Raw genomic sequence first — 14,466 nt, forward strand, 5'->3', positions numbered from 1 at the left:
GCCCTTGCCTACCTTTGCGGCCGCATTGCCGCTCCATTTCTCCTCCCACCTTATTCCTATGTATTTTAATCACATCATCGAAACCCTCGGCAACACGCCCCTTGTGCGGCTCAACAAAGTGACCGAAGGTATCAAAGGCACCGTACTCGCTAAGGTAGAGTATTTTAACCCTGGCAACTCGGTAAAGGACCGCATGGCCCTGCGCATGATAGAGGACGCTGAGGCGGCCGGCTTGCTCCAGCCCGGCGGCACCATCATCGAGGGCACCAGTGGCAACACGGGCATGGGCCTAGCCCTCACGGCCATTGCGAAGGGCTACAAAACCATCTTCGTGATGAGCGACAAGCAGAGCAAGGAAAAGCAGGACATCCTGCGCGCCGTGGGCGCCGAGGTCGTCATTTGCCCCGTCGACGTGGCCCCAGACGACCCTAGGAGCTATTACTCGGTGGCCAAGCGCCTCAACCAGGAAACGCCCAACTCGTTCTACCCCAATCAGTACGACAACATGTCGAACACGGCGGCGCACTACGCCAGCACCGGCCCCGAAATCTGGACCGGCACGGAGGGCAAAATCACGCACCTGGCCTGCGGCGTAGGCACGGGCGGCACCATCTGCGGCATCAGCAAGTACCTCAAAGAGCAGCACGCCGGCGTGTTTACCCTCGGTATCGACACCTACGGCTCGGTATTTAAGAAGTATAAAGAGACCGGGATTTTCGACGAAAACGAGATTTATCCCTACAAAACGGAGGGTATCGGCGAAGACATTTTGCCCAAGAATGTGGACTTCGACGTCATCGACCAGTTCGTGAAAGTGACTGATAAAGACGGCGCCCTCATGACCCGCCGCCTGGCCAAAGAAGAAGGCCTGTTTGTGGGCTGGAGCTGCGGCTCGGCCACCCACGGCGCCCTCGAATACGCCCGTGAGCACCTGAAAGAAGAGGACACAATGGTTATCGTGCTGCCCGACCACGGCACGCGCTACCTAGGCAAGATTTACAACGACGACTGGATGCGCGCCCAGGGCTGGTTGTAGGTCAGCGGTTGCTAAATAAAGTAGCTACCGGGTGGTAGAAAGAATGCCGCACGTAGTAACTTCGTGGGAGTATGCAGTTAACTGAACAATCTAAAGGCTTACTAAACTAGTCATGGAGGTGCTCAACCATATCGTGCTGGTGGATGATAATGAGACCACTAGCTTCCTCAATAACCGGTTGCTGAGCCGCCTGGCGCTGGCCAAAAAAGTCAGTACCTTCATGCGGGCCGAAGAAGCTAGCCACTTCTTGTGGGGCGACGCGCAAGCCGCGCTCCAGCCCGCCGTAGACCTCGTGTTTGTGGACCTGAAAATGCCCGGCATGAGTGGCTTCGACTTTCTGGAGCAGTACAGCCAGCTGCCTACGGTGGTGCAGGAGCGCACCGTAGTAGCCGTGCTCACAACCTCTATGCACTCGGCCGATACAGCCCGCGTAGCGCAGTACCCCAACGTGGAGTACCTCACTAAGCCCCTCACCGAAGAAAAACTCCAGCGCCTGCTGGCCAAGCGGTTCAACATTGAATTGGTAGTGCCCGCGAAGTAGGGCGCCTAGGTAGTAAAAAAAGGCCGGACCCGGCGTAGTAGTTGCTACGCCGGGTCCGGCCTTTTTAACGTCCGCCTCGGCTAGCGCACAAACTCAAATTTGTCGCCGTCGAACAAGCCTTTGTCGCTGAGCTTGAGGCTGGGTATCACCAGCAGCGCCATAAAAGACAAGGTCATGAATGGCGCTTGCAGCCCTGACCCCAGTTCGATTTTGGCAAAGTCATCGAGCGTAGAGTACGCGGCGGCGACCTCGGGCCCGGGGCGGTCGGACATGAGGCCGGCCACCGGCAGGGGCAGCATATGTTCGGCGCCGCCGGCGACACCTACGGCCGCCAGGCCGCCCTGCGCGGCCACCACCAGGTTGATGGCGCGGGCCAGGCTCTCATCGTCCGTGCCCACGGCCGTGATATTGTGCGAATCGTGGCCCACGCTACTGGCTAGCGCGCCCACCGTCAGCCCAAAGCCCTTGATGAAGGCCACCGCCGGCGCCGCGCCGGGCGCGTAGCGGTTGAGCACGACCAGCTTGAGCACATCCTGCCCTAGGTCGGGCTGCACGTAGCCGCCGGCCGTGGGCAGGCCTAGGTCGCGCCGGGCCGTGATAAGTTGGCCATCAAAGCATTCGATAACCGGCGTAAGTAGCTGAGCGGGCGTTGCGGCCACGGCCAAGTCAGCGGCCTGCACTGGCTGAGCGTGGAAGTTGTTGACCACGGCTACCGGCGCGGCGGGCAGCAGGCACTGGCCGTTTTCGGCCACTAGCACGCCATCGAGGTAGGTTTGCTGTACCCCAAACTCGGTGAGGTTATTGACCACGATAAAGTCGGCGGGGTCGCCGGGGCGCAGCTGGCCCACGGGCAGGTTGTAATGTGCGACGGGGTTGAGGCAGGCGATTTGCAAGACCTCAAACACGCTGTAGCCCAAGCTCACGGCCCGCTGCACCAGCTGGTTGATGTGGCCTAGCAGCAGCGTATCAGGGTGCTTATCGTCCGAGCAAAACATGAGGCAGTCGTAGTAGCGCGGCAGCAGCTCGATGAGGGCATCGAAGTTGCGGGCCGCCGAGCCCTCCCGGATGAGAATTTTCATGTCGGCGGCCAGCTTGTCGCGCGCCTCCTCGGCCGTAAAGCACTCGTGGTCGGTGCTGATGCCGGCGCTGGCGTAGCACTCGGCATCGGCCCCGCGCAGGCCGGGCGCGTGGCCATCCACGGGGCGGCCGTAGCGCCGGGCCAGGTCAATTTTTTCCAGCACCACCGGGTCGCGGTGCAGCACGCCGGGCCAGTTCATCATCTCGGCCAGGTAGCCGATTTTGGGGTTCTGAAACAGCGTCTCAATATCGGCGGCCGTAATCTCGGCCCCGGCCGTCTCAAACGGCGTGGCCGGCACGCAGCTCGGCGCCCCAAAGCAAAACTTAAAGGGTACGGCGGCCGCGTTGTCGAGCATGTACTGCACACCGGCCACGCCCAGCACGTTGCCGATTTCGTGCGGGTCGCTCACGGTGGCCACCGTGCCGTGGGGCAGGGCCAGCCGCGCAAACTCGCTAGGTACCAGCAGGGAGCTTTCCACGTGCACGTGCGCATCCACGAAGCCCGGCAGGGCGTAGGGAAGAGTCTCGTCGGGCTCGGAGGCGCCCGGCGCGGCCTCGATGGCGGCGATGCGGCCCCCGGCCACCCGCAGCGTAGCCGGGTAAATGGTGCGGGCCGGAATGTCCACCAAATTGATGGAAAGCGAAAAATCAGGAGGCATAAACAGTAGAATAAACTAGTTGCCCCCCGCCGTGCGTTGGGCAATCCAGCCGAAGTAAAGTACTTTTAATAAAAAAATATTCGCCGTGAAGCTATTCATTAACTCCCGCTTACCCGCCTGGCTGCTGCTCGCCGCCCTGCTGAGCACCGCCAGCGGTTGCGCCCGCCACGCCTCCTTGCAGAAGAAAACGCGCTGGTACAAAAGCCACGCTGGCAAGGCCACGCCCTGCCCCTGCGGCCACTGAGTCATTCAACAGTTAGCAAGGGGCTGCCGCCGACTTTTGTGTTAATGGGCTCGCGTAGTTCTGCCTGAAGGGGTAGCAGCCTGGGTACTGGCTGAATGAATAAGTATAGGAGCTGTGCTTTGAGAATCAGCAGCTTGTTAAATGATGATTGTTAAATGTTAAATGAACTTTCGGCCGAAGCCCTCGCCCTCACTACCGCTGCCGAGCAGGTGCGCCAGCAACTGCGGCTGCCGGGCTACGGCGGCGAGGCGCTCGCGCACCTGAGCCACCTCATCGATGCGCAGCGCACGGCCCTGGAACCGGCCGAGCACCCCGATTTTATTACGGCCGTGGGCTGCTACCTAGGCGAGTGCCTGGTGCGCACCTACCAGGGTGAGTGGGCCGCCGGGCCCGACGGCACCACGGGGGTGGGCATCGCCGGCCAGCTTTTTTTTAATCCTTTTTTTCTGGTCAAAGAACAACTGGATAAGGGCACTACGGCTTCGGTAGCGGGCTTTTTTGCGTCGGTGCCGTGGCGGCTGGCCGAGCGCCAAGCTGCGCGTAAGGACAAGATTTCGTAATCTTGCGGGGCCAATGGCCACTACCGCGTGTTTATGAAAAACCTCGTTATTGCCATCGACGGCTACTCTTCGTGTGGCAAAAGCACTACGGCTAAGGCCGTTGCCGCCACCCTGCACTACGCCTACCTCGACACCGGGGCCATGTACCGGGGCGTGACTTTGTACCTGCTGGAAAACAATATTCCGTTTGATGACCTAGGGCAGGTAGAGCAGGCGCTGCGCCACGATATCAACATTAGTTTTAAGCACAATAGCCGCACGGGACGCAACGAGCTGTACCTGAACGGGAAAACACGGGAAGACGACATTCGCCAAATGCGCATTTCCAACGCCGTGAGCGAGGTGTCGGTGATTGTGCAGGTGCGCCACGCCATGGTGGCGCAGCAGCAGCGCATGGGCCGCAAGCGCGGCGTGGTGATGGATGGCCGTGACATCGGCACTACCGTGTTTCCCGACGCCGAGGTCAAGATATTCATGACGGCCGACGTGGAAGTGCGCGCCCGCCGCCGCCAGGAGGAGCTGGCCGCCAAAGGCGAGCACGTATCGCTGGAGGATATTATCGAAAACCTGCGCAAACGCGACCACATCGACTCGACCCGCACCGAGAGCCCCCTGCGCCGCGCCGCTGATGCCGTGCTGCTCGATACCACGCACATCACCATCACCGAGCAGGTCGATTTTGTGCTCGACAACGTGTCGTCGGCCCTGTTCGCGGCCTACGCGCACAAGATAAACGAGCAGCTGAGCTAAGCACCTCGGCGAGGTGAGGCAGGCCGCTACCGTCGCTGGTAGCGTGGGCGCTTTGCCACCCTGCCTATACTACCTGGTGGCGCACAACGCGAAGGGTCAGCCCTTGAATGAATGCTATAAAATGCTGCCCGCAGCCGAGTAGCGCGAACTGAAACTCCGCGCTACTCGGCTGCGGGCAGCTGCGCAATGTCGGCCGCCAGGCGCTGGCTGAATTGCGCGGCGGCATCTCTGGTGAGGTGGTTGCCATCGTTGGTGGCGTAGGGCTCAGTGAGGTACGAGCGGTAGGTGATGTGCTTCCGCTGGGCCGCTTGGCTCATTAGCTGGTCGAAGTCCGGCTGGTAGTCGTCTTCGAGCGCTGCCATGCCGGGGCCGGTGGGCAGGCGCACGAGCACCACCCGGCCGTGCTGCTTCAGCAGCGTGATGGTTTGCCACAGGCTGAGTAGGCGCACCGCCGCCAGGCGGCTGCCGGCCGCGATGGGCCGGTAGGTGGCGAGCTTTTCGGCGGTGCGGCGGCGCAGTAGCGCCGGGTCGGCGGTGGGCGGGGGCAGGGCTATTTCGAGCCAGCCATCGGGGTGCAGGCGCTCGATTACGTGCTTCGGATTGGTATCGAGTAGCAGCTGGTAAAAGGGCTTGTGCAGGTAATGGGTCAGGTAATCGAGGTTGGGATTCTGGCTCACGTTGCGCAGCTGGCTCACCATCGACTGCGCCTCGGGCAGTACCAGGGGCTGCTTATCCAGCACCGCCTTCGGCAGCGACAGCGACCACGGGTCTACGGCCAGCACGAATAAGCCGCGGCGGGTGCCCGGCGCCAGCTTGCGCCGGATGCTGCCCAGGTAGCCCGGCCCGTAGGGCGACTCGGCCAGCGTAAACGCGTAGTTGAGCCACGGCCCCTGGTAGCGCCCGCCCAGCCGCGCCGCCAGCATATCGGGCCGGATGCCCTGCGCTGCCCGCGAAGTGCCCAGCACCAGTGAGCCCGCCGGTGGCGCCGCAAAGCGCGCATAAAACGCATCGACGTAGCCGCGGCGCAGGCCCACCCACAGGCCCAGGCCCCCCAGCAGCCCCACGCCCCCTAGCAGCAGCAATAGTCGAAATAAGAGTTTGCGCATGGTAAGTAGTAGCGCGAAGCGGAACAGCTAAAATTGAAAATAAATAAATTGGTTGCTGCCAAACACCCCGCCGTAGAGCGTAGCCAGCAATAGCCCTAGATAGCCGGCCCAGCGCAGCGGCGCCGGCCAGCGCGCCAGCCACGCGGCCACCGAGCCGCGCTCGGCGCGGTAGTCGGCGGTGGCCAGCAGCATCACGGCCCCGGCCGCTACTACTAACTCAGCCGCAAAATGCCGACCTAGGCCTGCCAGCAGCCCCTGGAGCTGCGCCGGGTGCAGCCCGCCCCAGCCCCGGAATAAGTGCGTGCTGATGTAAAAAGCATCGGGCAAAGAATTGGCGCGGAAGAATATCCAGGCGTAGGCCACCAGCACCAGCGTGGTGGCGGTACCCAGGGCCCGGTGCAGGCGCGGGCGGGCCACCAGCCCGAGACGCTGGGCCAGGGCCGTGCGGGCCGAGGCAGTCCAGTTTTCGGCTATGAGATAAAGGCCGTGCAGCGCGCCCCAGGCCACGAAGGTCCAGCTGGCGCCGTGCCAAAGGCCACTTAGTAAGAAGACAATCAATACATTGCCGTAGTTACGGGCTGGGCTGCGGCGGCTGCCGCCCAGCGGAATGTACACGTAATCCCTGAACCAATTGGAGAGCGACATGTGCCAGCGCCGCCAGAAATCGCCCACCGACGTGGCTAGGTAGGGCTGCCGAAAATTGAGCACCAGGTGGTAGCCCAGCACCCGCGCCGCGCCGCGCGCCAGGTCGGTGTAGCCAGAAAAATCGGCGTAAATCTGGCCCGTAAAGGCGGCCACCGCCAGCGCTAAAGCCAGGCTGTCGAACCGCCTAGGGTGGTCGAAGACGGGGTTGGCGAGCAGCGCCAGCCGGTCGGCAATCACCACTTTCTTAAACATGCCCCAGGCCATGAGCCGCAGTCCGCTGGCCACGCCGCCGTAGTCGAACTCGTGGGTTTGGCGCAGCTGCGGCAGCATTTGCGAGCCCCGCTCGAGGGGCCCGGCCACCAGCTGCGGAAAGAAGGCCACGAACAGCGCGAATCGCCCTAGGTTGCGCTCGGCCGGCAGCTTGCCCTGGTACACATCCACGATGTAGGCCACCGACTGGAAGGTATAAAACGACACGCCCACCGGCAGCACCAGCGCCAGCGCGGGCGCCGCCAGGGGCAGGTGCAGGGCAGCCGCCAGCCCGTTGGCCGTGTCGCGAAAAAAATTGAAGTACTTGAAAATGAACAGCGTGCCTAGGTTGCTCGCCAGGCTCAGGTAGAGCCAAGGGCGGCGCTGGGCCTGGGTAGCCAGCCGGCTCATGCGCACCCCGCTGTAGTAGTCGAGCAGCGTGGTGGCTGCCAGCAGTAGCGTGTACTCGGGCCGCCAGCTGAAATAGAAGTAGTAGCTGGCCAGTAGCAGCAGCGGCGCCCGCCAGCGCGGCGGCAGGGCGTAGTAGAGCCCGACTACGAGCGGAAAAAAGGCGAGAAAGTGGAGCGAATTGAACAGCATGGCCGGGCGCGGACCGGCAAAGGTCGGGCCGGCGGCGCCAAGTGTCGCACGGTCTTTGGTAAGGGGCTGCGCACCCAGGTTGCTCGTTACCAACCTAGGGCTGCGTACCTTTGCCTTTTCGAACCTGGTCGGTGGCCGGGCTGTTATCTAGCTATCATGCAGGTTACCATCGATAAAAATTCCGGCTATTGCTTCGGCGTCGAGTTTGCCATTCAAATGGCCGAGGATGAGTTAAATAGCGGGGCCGAAACCCTCTATTGCCTCGGCGATATCGTGCACAACCGCATGGAAGTGGAGCGCCTCAACCAGCGCGGCCTGCGCGTGATTGACCGCGAGCAGCTCGGCACGCTCCACGACTGCAAGGTGCTCATTCGGGCCCACGGCGAGCCGCCCGAAACCTACCAGCTGGCCCTGCAAAACAACCTGGAGCTCATCGACGCGAGCTGCCCGGTGGTGCTCAAGCTGCAAAACCGCGTGAAGCACGCCTTCGACGCCACCACCCGCGAAAACGGCCAGATTGTGCTCTACGGTCAGCCCGGCCACGCCGAGGTTATCGGCCTAGCCGGCCAAACGCGCAACCAGGCCATCATCGTGATGCACGAGGCCGACCTCGACCAGATTGACTTCACGCGCCCCGTCACACTCTTCAGCCAAACCACCAAGAGCACGGCCGGCTTCTACAAGATGAAGTCGCTCATCGAGGCCCGCATTGCGGCGGCCGGTGGCGAGCTCGAGAGCTTCGATGCCAACGACAGCATTTGCCGGCAAGTGAGCAACCGCGAGCCGCAGCTCGCCCGCTTCGCCCTGGAGCACGACGTGATTCTATTCGTGAGCGGCCGCAAAAGCTCGAATGGCAAAGCCCTGTTCACGGTCGTGAACGGCGTGAACCCACGCAGCTACTTCATCGAAAACGAAAACGAAATCCAGGACGAATGGCTGGCCGAGGCCACGTCGGTGGGTATTTGCGGCGCCACTAGCACGCCGCTCTGGCTCATGCGCCAAGTGGCCGAGCGGGTCGAAGGCATCGGCGTAGCGGTGTAGCTGTTCGCGGGCTTTGTAGTCCGCATCCGGCTGCACGCTTACGAATGCGCACTACAGAGTCCGCGCAACTTCCTGCTCGTACAACTGCTTGGCTTCGTTGTCAAACGCTACGAAAACTACTTCCCTAGGCCACTCGTGGGTCGCCAGCCACTGCTGTGCCTCGCGCACGGCAATGGCGGCGGCCGCCGGCTTGGGATAGTGGTAGATGCCGGTGCTGATGCCCGGAAAAGCTACTGATTCCAGCTGATTGTCCAGCGCCAGCTGCAAGCTGGTGCGGTAGCAGCTGGCCAGTAGGTCGGGCTCATTTTTGTGCCCGCCGTTCCAGACCGGGCCCACGGTGTGAATGACGTAGCTGGCCGGCAAACGCCCGCCGCTCGTGATAACCGCCTGGCCCACTTTGCAGCTGCCCTGGCGAGCCCGAATCTGGCGGCACTCTTCCAGAATCTGGGGGCCGCCCGCCCGGTGAATGGCCCCATCTACGCCCCCGCCGCCGAGCAGCGACGAGTTGGCCGCATTGACGATGGCCGTGGTGGCGAGCTTGGTAATGTCGCCCTGCACGATGCGCAGGCGAGGGGTAGGGGAGGCAAGCATAAGTAAAAACGGCAGAAGTTGGGAGCGTGTACGTGCCGCTTCGGCGGGCGTTACGGCGGTTTCAGTCCTAGGGCGGGCTGCTTCGGTAAGCGAGAATTGTGAAGGGGCGGGGCAAAATCTACATTTGACTATCGCTTCCAACCACCGCTAACCAACCTTCGCCATGCAGCCCCTCCGCCCCGCTACCGCCCCTACTGCCGATGCCACCCGCGACCAGCGCCTGTGGCAGATTGCCAAAGCCCGCACCAAGTTCCAGAGCCACCTAGTAGTCTACTTCCTTGTTAATACCGGCCTGTGGCTGCTGTGGCTGCTGCTGCCCGAGGCGCACGGCCACCACCGCTACAACGAGTTGCCCTGGCCCGTCTGGACATCGGTATTCTGGGGCCTCGGGCTGGCCATTCAGGGGTTTTCGGCCTATAGCAAACTCAACCGCGGCGAGCGCACGCAGCGCGAATACGAGCGCCTGCTCAATCAGCAGCCGTACTGAGCTGCTTATAATGTCGGGCTACTTTTCCCGTGATAATAAATTGCCGTCTCCGCGAGGCAAAATGATAAAGCAACCTTTCCTTTACGCCAGCGAACGCTCGTTGAGTTGTGAAGGAAGGGTTGCTTTGTTGTTTTGCCTCGCAAGAATGCTTGCGGGCTTACTATCTCTAGTTTAGTAGCTTACTGTGTTGCTGAAACCCAAAAAGAAGCGTTCGCTCGGCCGCCGCGAGCTCATCGACCTGCCCGCCCTGGCTCTGCGCGGCGTGGAGGCCAAGGTTGATACCGGCGCCTACACCAGCGCCATCCACTGCGATGAGGTGCGCCTAATGCCTGATGCCGCCACCGGCCAGCCCGTGCTGCACGTGCGCCTGCTCGACCCCGAGCACCCCGCCACCGACGGCCGGCCGCTGGCGTTTCAGGAGTTCGACCAGCGCCTCATCCGCTCCTCCAATGGGGAGGTGCAGGCCCGCTACGTCATCACCACCACGGTGCGGCTCTACGGCAAGAACTTCACCACTGAGTTTTCCTTGGCTGACCGCTCCGACCTACGCTACCCCGTGCTCCTGGGTCGGGCGCTGCTGCGCCAGGGCCGCTTCGTGGTGGACGTAACGCGGCGCGATTTATCGTTTAAAGCCGCGCGCCGGGCCGCCGCCCGCTCCCAACCCGACAAACCTGACCCCGCTGGCGCGGTTTAGGCGTAGCTTGGCCCGTATAAGGCGGCTGGGTGGGCAATAGGCGATAGTTTGGCCGCGCCCGCCGGGCCGGTGGGCTAGCAAAAAATCATTGTTTGAGTTTAATTATAGGTAGTGCTGGCAGCTAATTTTATGAACCTGGCTATTCTTTCGCGGGAGCCCAAATCGTACTCCACGCAGCGGCTGGTGGCGGCAGCGCTCGAGCGCGGCCACGCGGCCCAGGTCCTCGACCATTTGCAGTGCAACCTAGTGCTGGAGCAAGGCCAGCCTGACATCATTTATAAGGGCCAGCCGCTGGCCAAATTCGACGCCATCATCCCCCGCATCGGGGCCTCGGTCACGTTCTACGGCACGGCCGTGGTGCGGCAGTTCGAGATGATGAAGGTGCGCACCGCCGTGGACAGCCAGGCCATCATCCGCTCGCGCGACAAGCTGCGCTCGACCCAGATACTGAGCCGCGCCGGCGTGGGCATGCCCAAAACGGCCTTCACTAACTTCACCGACGACGTGCCCGCGCTCATCGAGCACGTGGGTGGTGCGCCGGTCATTATCAAGCTCCTAGAGGGCACGCAGGGTTTGGGTGTAGTGCTGGCCGAAAGCGCCAAGGCCGCCCAGTCGGTTATTGAGGCTTTCCACAACCTCAAGGCCCGCATTCTGGTGCAGGAATTTATTGGCGAAGCCAAGGGCGCCGACGTGCGCGCCTTTGTAGTGAATGGCGAGGTGGTGGGCGCCATGCGCCGCCAGGGCAAGGAAGGCGAGTTTCGCTCCAACCTGCACCGCGGCGGCGTGGGCACGCTCGTCAAGCTCAGCCGCAGCGAGAAAGCCGCCGCGCTGCTGGCCACCAAGGCCCTCGGCCTAGGCATTGCGGGCGTGGACATGCTGCAAAGCAAGCGCGGCCCGCTGGTGCTGGAAGTCAACTCGTCGCCGGGCCTGGAGGGCATCGAAAAAGCCACCGGCCTCGACATCGCGGGTCGCATCATCGACTACACCGCCGCCCTGGCCCAGCGCAAGCGTGGCGGCAAGGGCAAGGTGAAAGCCAAGAAGCCGGCCCCCGATGCGGCGCCCGAATAAGGCTAGCGCGCCGCCGCGCCAAGATTGGCCGGGTTCTTGAACGGCGCCCTGCTTTCTCGTTAATCTGGACTGTCTGGGGTACCTAGGCGGCCCGCCTAGGTGTTGCCATGCCCCCAAGCGACTCGTTATCCATCAATGGCTTAACCATTAAGCCCGGCGAGCGGGTGCTCACGCGGCTCGTTATTTCGAAGCTGCCCTCGGGCACGGTTATCGACGTGCCGGTGCACATCATTCGGGCCCAGAAGCCCGGCCCGGTGCTGCTGCTGATGGCCGGTATGCACGGCGACGAGGTCAACGGCATCGAGACGATTCGGCGGCTGCTGCGGCGCGATTTGTTGCAGCCCACGCGGGGCAGCATCGTGGCCATCCCGATACTCAACATCTACGGCTTTCTGAATTTTAGCCGCGAAGTACCCGATGGCAAGGATGTGAACCGCTCCTTTCCGGGTCACCCGCGGGGCTCGCTGGCCAGCCGGGTGGCGCACCGCTTCATGCGCGAGGTGATGCCGCTCGTCGATTTTGGCATCGACTTTCACACCGGCGGTGCTGCCCGCGCCAACTACCCGCAGCTGCGCTGCGTGCTGGGCGAAGACGACGTGACCGATGAGCTGGCCACCGCCTTCTCCGCGCCCTTCACGCTGCACGCACGCCTGCGCGCCGGCTCGCTGCGCGCCACGGCCCACGCCCTGGGTAAGTCCATTATCGTGTTTGAAACCGGCGAGAGCCTGCGCCTCGACGAGCCGGGCATTGAGGAAGCCATTGCGGGCACGCTGCGGGTGCTGCACCACCTGGGCATGAGCGCCGCGCCGGGGCCGGTGCCGGCGCGGCCCAGCATTGTGTGCCACCGCCACCGCTGGTTGCGGGCGCGCTACGCGGGCCTGTTTCGGGCCTGGGTCAAGCTCGGCGACTACGTGGAGCAGGGCCAGGTCTACGGTTCCGTGTCCGACCCCTACGGCCTGCAATCGGTGCGCCTCGAATCGCCTATGAGCGGTTACGTTATCGGTTTCAATAATATGCCCGTCGTGAACCAGGGCGACGCCCTGCTGCACCTGGCCGTGCCGGCAGCAATGAGCAATTAGTAATGAACAATGAGCAGACCAAAAGGCGACTCTGCTCATTGTTCATTACTAATTGCTCATTGACTCTACCTTTGCTACCATGAAGAATCCTGCTCAACTAGCTTTTAATGCCGTGCTGCTCATTGCAGTGGCGGTGCTCTACTTTCTGCATTTCAACCAGCGGCCCGCGGCTGCCTCGGTGGCCGCCGCCACGCCCACTGAAACCGTAGCTGCCGATACCGTGGCTGCCCCGGCCGCCGCGCCCGCTGCCGCCGAAGAAACGGCCACGCCAGCTGTAGCCGCTGCGCCGGTAGCCGCCGCGCCCACGACCACTGCTGGCGCAGGTGCCATTGTGTACGTCGAGTCGGGCAAGATGCTGGATGGCTACCAGGGTATGAAGGATGCCCGCCGGGCCTTTGAGGTCAAGGCGAAAGGCTGGGAGCGCCAGAACCAGAGTTTAGTCAATGGTTTCCGCACCGCCGTGGAGCAGTACCAGAAAACCGCCGCCTCGCTCACGCCCGAGCAGCGCGCCGCCGCCGAACAGAAGCTCCAGGCCCAGCAGCAGCAGGGCGCCGTGGAGCAGCAAAAGATTCAGGCCCAGGCCCAGGAGGCCGAAGCTAAGCTGACCCAAACGGTGCTGGAGAGCGTGAACAAAAAAGTGGAAGCCTACGGCAAGTCGCACGGCTACAAAATGATACTCATTGCGGCGCCCAGCGGCACCATCGCCTACGGCGAAAAAGGCCTCGACATTACGACCCCCGTGCTCACGTACCTGAACTCGGAATACCGTAAGAAGTAATAACCGGTAGCTTGCTTAACAGAAGCGCCCGCAACATCAGTTGCGGGCGCTTTTTTGCGGGGTGCGGGGCTTGCCCCTGCCCATCGTTGCTAGGTGCTTTGGCAACGATGGTACGTGTTCTGCAAGGCCGCTTAACGCTGAGCGGGGGCAAGCCCCGCACCCTACGCGATGTCGAGCACTACTTTGCCGAGCTGCTGCCCGGCGGCCAGGTATTTCAGCGCTGCTTCGCCATCGGCCAGGGCGAAATGCTTATCGACTATCGGCACGAGTTGATGCTCATTTACGAAGGCCAGCATGGCGTCGAAATCTTGCAGGCTGCCCATGGAGGTACCTAGGATGCTGAGCTGCTTCCAGAAAACCTTGCCGGGCGGCAGGGAAGTAATATTGCCCTGCGTGCCGCCGTAGAATACGATGCGCCCGCCCACCGCCGCGGCATCGACCAGCGCCTCGAAGCCCGCTCCGGCCGCGCTGTCGATGATAACGTCAAACAGTCCGCCGGCGCGCTTGGTGAGGTCTTTGCCCCAGCCCTCGGCCTTATAGTTGGCCCCGCCGCGCAGGCCGATGGGCAAGGCCAGCGCCCGCGCCAGCTTGTCGTCGTCGCCTGAGGTTACCCACACCTCGGCGCCCGCCGCGGCGCAAAACTGCGCGGCCACCAGGGCCACGCCGCCGCCGATGCCCGTTACGAGCACCCGCTCGCCGGCTTGCAGTTGCGCCCGCATAAAGGCCGCCCGGTAGGCAGTGAGACCCGCCAGCGGCAGCGCCGCCGCCTGCGCCCAGTCGAGGTGCGCCGGGCGGGGGCGCACGTAGGCCGCGGCGGCCGTGGTGTATTCGGCAAATGTGCCGGGGTCGGGCATTCCCAGGACGCGAAATTCGCGGCCCTGCACCCTAGGGTTGCTGCCCCATGCTACGCCGGGGTAGAGGATAACCGGGGCACCCACCGCGAGGTCGGCCACGCCCTCACCCAGCGCGGCTACCTCGCCGCTGGCATCGGCCCCGAGGGTGCAGGGTAGCTTGATGCCCGCGTACTGGCCCTTCTGAATCCAAACGTCGCGGTGGTTGAGGGCAGCCACGCGCAGTTTGAGGAGGACCTCACCGGCGGCGGGGGTGGGCGTCGCGATTTCCCGCGCTACGGCGGGCTGCTGCACGGCATCTTGTTGGAGGGCAAGCATGAGTTTCAATGAGCAATTAAGAATGAGCAAGCTGACTGCAGATGCTTACCAACGAGTAATGAGCGGGTAAGGATTAAAAAAACCTAGGGGCT

15 protein-coding genes and 1 pseudogene are annotated in these 14,466 nt (G+C 62.9%); 11 read left to right on the top strand and 5 right to left on the bottom strand.

Features of this window, described 5'->3' with window-relative positions:
* Positions 1-58: 58 nt before the first annotated feature.
* Positions 59-1,033, top strand: a pseudogene (locus tag ACFSDX_RS04375) (PLP-dependent cysteine synthase family protein); the annotation flags it as partial.
* 115 nt (positions 1,034-1,148) lie between these two features.
* The gene (locus ACFSDX_RS04380) at positions 1,149-1,577 is read left to right on the top strand and encodes a response regulator (protein ID WP_382311962.1); all 429 of its coding nucleotides are present in this window, start codon (positions 1,149-1,151) and stop codon (positions 1,575-1,577) included.
* A gap of 80 nt (positions 1,578-1,657) precedes the next feature.
* Here ACFSDX_RS04380 and ade read toward each other — a convergent pair whose 3' ends face one another.
* Positions 1,658-3,313, bottom strand: coding sequence for an adenine deaminase (gene ade, locus ACFSDX_RS04385; protein ID WP_382311963.1), 1,656 nt, complete (start codon positions 3,311-3,313; stop codon positions 1,658-1,660).
* An 85-nt stretch (positions 3,314-3,398) separates the two neighbouring features.
* Between ade and ACFSDX_RS04390 the strand changes: the two genes are divergently transcribed.
* The 3 genes from ACFSDX_RS04390 to cmk all read left to right on the top strand — a co-directional run bounded on the left by ACFSDX_RS04390 (position 3,399) and on the right by cmk (position 4,867).
* The gene (locus ACFSDX_RS04390) at positions 3,399-3,557 is read left to right on the top strand and encodes a hypothetical protein (RefSeq protein ID WP_382311964.1); all 159 of its coding nucleotides are present in this window, start codon (positions 3,399-3,401) and stop codon (positions 3,555-3,557) included.
* 155 nt (positions 3,558-3,712) lie between these two features.
* Positions 3,713-4,117 carry a hypothetical protein gene (locus ACFSDX_RS04395; RefSeq protein WP_382311965.1) on the top strand — a complete coding sequence of 135 codons (405 nt, stop codon included), beginning with the start codon at positions 3,713-3,715 and terminating at the stop codon, positions 4,115-4,117.
* A 33-nt stretch (positions 4,118-4,150) separates the two neighbouring features.
* Complete coding sequence (gene cmk, locus ACFSDX_RS04400) at positions 4,151-4,867, top strand: (d)CMP kinase (RefSeq protein WP_382311966.1); 717 nt, start codon at positions 4,151-4,153, stop codon at positions 4,865-4,867.
* Positions 4,868-5,028: 161 nt separating this feature from the next.
* Here cmk and ACFSDX_RS04405 read toward each other — a convergent pair whose 3' ends face one another.
* Together ACFSDX_RS04405 and ACFSDX_RS04410 are read right to left on the bottom strand one after the other, a co-directional pair.
* Complete coding sequence (locus tag ACFSDX_RS04405) at positions 5,029-5,973, bottom strand: hypothetical protein (RefSeq protein WP_382311967.1); 945 nt, start codon at positions 5,971-5,973, stop codon at positions 5,029-5,031.
* Between the two features lie 27 nt (positions 5,974-6,000).
* Complete coding sequence (locus tag ACFSDX_RS04410) at positions 6,001-7,467, bottom strand: MBOAT family O-acyltransferase (RefSeq protein ID WP_382311968.1); 1,467 nt, start codon at positions 7,465-7,467, stop codon at positions 6,001-6,003.
* A 156-nt stretch (positions 7,468-7,623) separates the two neighbouring features.
* Between ACFSDX_RS04410 and ACFSDX_RS04415 the strand changes: the two genes are divergently transcribed.
* The gene (locus ACFSDX_RS04415; protein ID WP_382311969.1) at positions 7,624-8,508 is read left to right on the top strand and encodes a 4-hydroxy-3-methylbut-2-enyl diphosphate reductase; all 885 of its coding nucleotides are present in this window, start codon (positions 7,624-7,626) and stop codon (positions 8,506-8,508) included.
* 51 nt (positions 8,509-8,559) lie between these two features.
* Here ACFSDX_RS04415 and ACFSDX_RS04420 read toward each other — a convergent pair whose 3' ends face one another.
* Positions 8,560-9,099 (bottom strand): O-acetyl-ADP-ribose deacetylase, encoded by a 540-nt coding sequence (locus ACFSDX_RS04420; protein ID WP_382311970.1) that lies wholly within the window; start codon positions 9,097-9,099, stop codon positions 8,560-8,562.
* A 163-nt stretch (positions 9,100-9,262) separates the two neighbouring features.
* On the opposite strand from ACFSDX_RS04420, the gene ACFSDX_RS04425 reads away from it, so the two are divergent.
* The 5 genes from ACFSDX_RS04425 to ACFSDX_RS04445 all read left to right on the top strand — a co-directional run bounded on the left by ACFSDX_RS04425 (position 9,263) and on the right by ACFSDX_RS04445 (position 13,205).
* On the top strand, positions 9,263-9,586 hold the full coding sequence (locus ACFSDX_RS04425; RefSeq protein ID WP_382311971.1) for a 2TM domain-containing protein: 324 nt from the start codon (positions 9,263-9,265) through the stop codon (positions 9,584-9,586).
* 184 nt (positions 9,587-9,770) lie between these two features.
* On the top strand, positions 9,771-10,280 hold the full coding sequence (locus tag ACFSDX_RS04430; protein WP_382311972.1) for an ATP-dependent zinc protease family protein: 510 nt from the start codon (positions 9,771-9,773) through the stop codon (positions 10,278-10,280).
* A 129-nt stretch (positions 10,281-10,409) separates the two neighbouring features.
* Positions 10,410-11,348, top strand: a complete 939-nt coding sequence (gene rimK / locus ACFSDX_RS04435) for a 30S ribosomal protein S6--L-glutamate ligase (RefSeq protein ID WP_382311973.1) — start codon at positions 10,410-10,412, stop codon at positions 11,346-11,348.
* Positions 11,349-11,455: 107 nt separating this feature from the next.
* Positions 11,456-12,427 carry a succinylglutamate desuccinylase/aspartoacylase family protein gene (locus ACFSDX_RS04440; RefSeq protein WP_382311974.1) on the top strand — a complete coding sequence of 324 codons (972 nt, stop codon included), beginning with the start codon at positions 11,456-11,458 and terminating at the stop codon, positions 12,425-12,427.
* A gap of 79 nt (positions 12,428-12,506) precedes the next feature.
* Positions 12,507-13,205 (top strand): OmpH/Skp family outer membrane protein, encoded by a 699-nt coding sequence (locus ACFSDX_RS04445; RefSeq protein WP_382311975.1) that lies wholly within the window; start codon positions 12,507-12,509, stop codon positions 13,203-13,205.
* A gap of 161 nt (positions 13,206-13,366) precedes the next feature.
* Here ACFSDX_RS04445 and ACFSDX_RS04450 read toward each other — a convergent pair whose 3' ends face one another.
* Positions 13,367-14,374 carry a zinc-binding dehydrogenase gene (locus ACFSDX_RS04450; protein ID WP_382311976.1) on the bottom strand — a complete coding sequence of 336 codons (1,008 nt, stop codon included), beginning with the start codon at positions 14,372-14,374 and terminating at the stop codon, positions 13,367-13,369.
* Positions 14,375-14,466 lie beyond the last annotated feature (92 nt).

Source organism: Hymenobacter bucti (genome assembly GCF_042681145.1).
Lineage (GTDB): Bacteria > Bacteroidota > Bacteroidia > Cytophagales > Hymenobacteraceae > Hymenobacter > Hymenobacter bucti.

What these genes read in the sequence shown, in the direction of transcription:
- ACFSDX_RS04380 (WP_382311962.1), top strand. Translation starts at nt 1,149, where the DNA reads ATGGAGGTGCTCAACCATATCGTGCTGGTGGATGATAATGAGACCACT.
- ade (WP_382311963.1), bottom strand. Translation starts at nt 3,313, where the DNA reads ATGCCTCCTGATTTTTCGCTTTCCATCAATTTGGTGGACATTCCGGCC.
- ACFSDX_RS04395 (WP_382311965.1), top strand. Translation starts at nt 3,713, where the DNA reads ATGTTAAATGAACTTTCGGCCGAAGCCCTCGCCCTCACTACCGCTGCC.
- cmk (WP_382311966.1), top strand. Translation starts at nt 4,151, where the DNA reads ATGAAAAACCTCGTTATTGCCATCGACGGCTACTCTTCGTGTGGCAAA.
- ACFSDX_RS04405 (WP_382311967.1), bottom strand. Translation starts at nt 5,973, where the DNA reads ATGCGCAAACTCTTATTTCGACTATTGCTGCTGCTAGGGGGCGTGGGG.
- ACFSDX_RS04410 (WP_382311968.1), bottom strand. Translation starts at nt 7,467, where the DNA reads ATGCTGTTCAATTCGCTCCACTTTCTCGCCTTTTTTCCGCTCGTAGTC.
- ACFSDX_RS04415 (WP_382311969.1), top strand. Translation starts at nt 7,624, where the DNA reads ATGCAGGTTACCATCGATAAAAATTCCGGCTATTGCTTCGGCGTCGAG.
- ACFSDX_RS04420 (WP_382311970.1), bottom strand. Translation starts at nt 9,099, where the DNA reads ATGCTTGCCTCCCCTACCCCTCGCCTGCGCATCGTGCAGGGCGACATT.
- ACFSDX_RS04425 (WP_382311971.1), top strand. Translation starts at nt 9,263, where the DNA reads ATGCAGCCCCTCCGCCCCGCTACCGCCCCTACTGCCGATGCCACCCGC.
- rimK (WP_382311973.1), top strand. Translation starts at nt 10,410, where the DNA reads ATGAACCTGGCTATTCTTTCGCGGGAGCCCAAATCGTACTCCACGCAG.
- ACFSDX_RS04440 (WP_382311974.1), top strand. Translation starts at nt 11,456, where the DNA reads ATGCCCCCAAGCGACTCGTTATCCATCAATGGCTTAACCATTAAGCCC.
- ACFSDX_RS04445 (WP_382311975.1), top strand. Translation starts at nt 12,507, where the DNA reads ATGAAGAATCCTGCTCAACTAGCTTTTAATGCCGTGCTGCTCATTGCA.
- ACFSDX_RS04450 (WP_382311976.1), bottom strand. Translation starts at nt 14,374, where the DNA reads ATGCTTGCCCTCCAACAAGATGCCGTGCAGCAGCCCGCCGTAGCGCGG.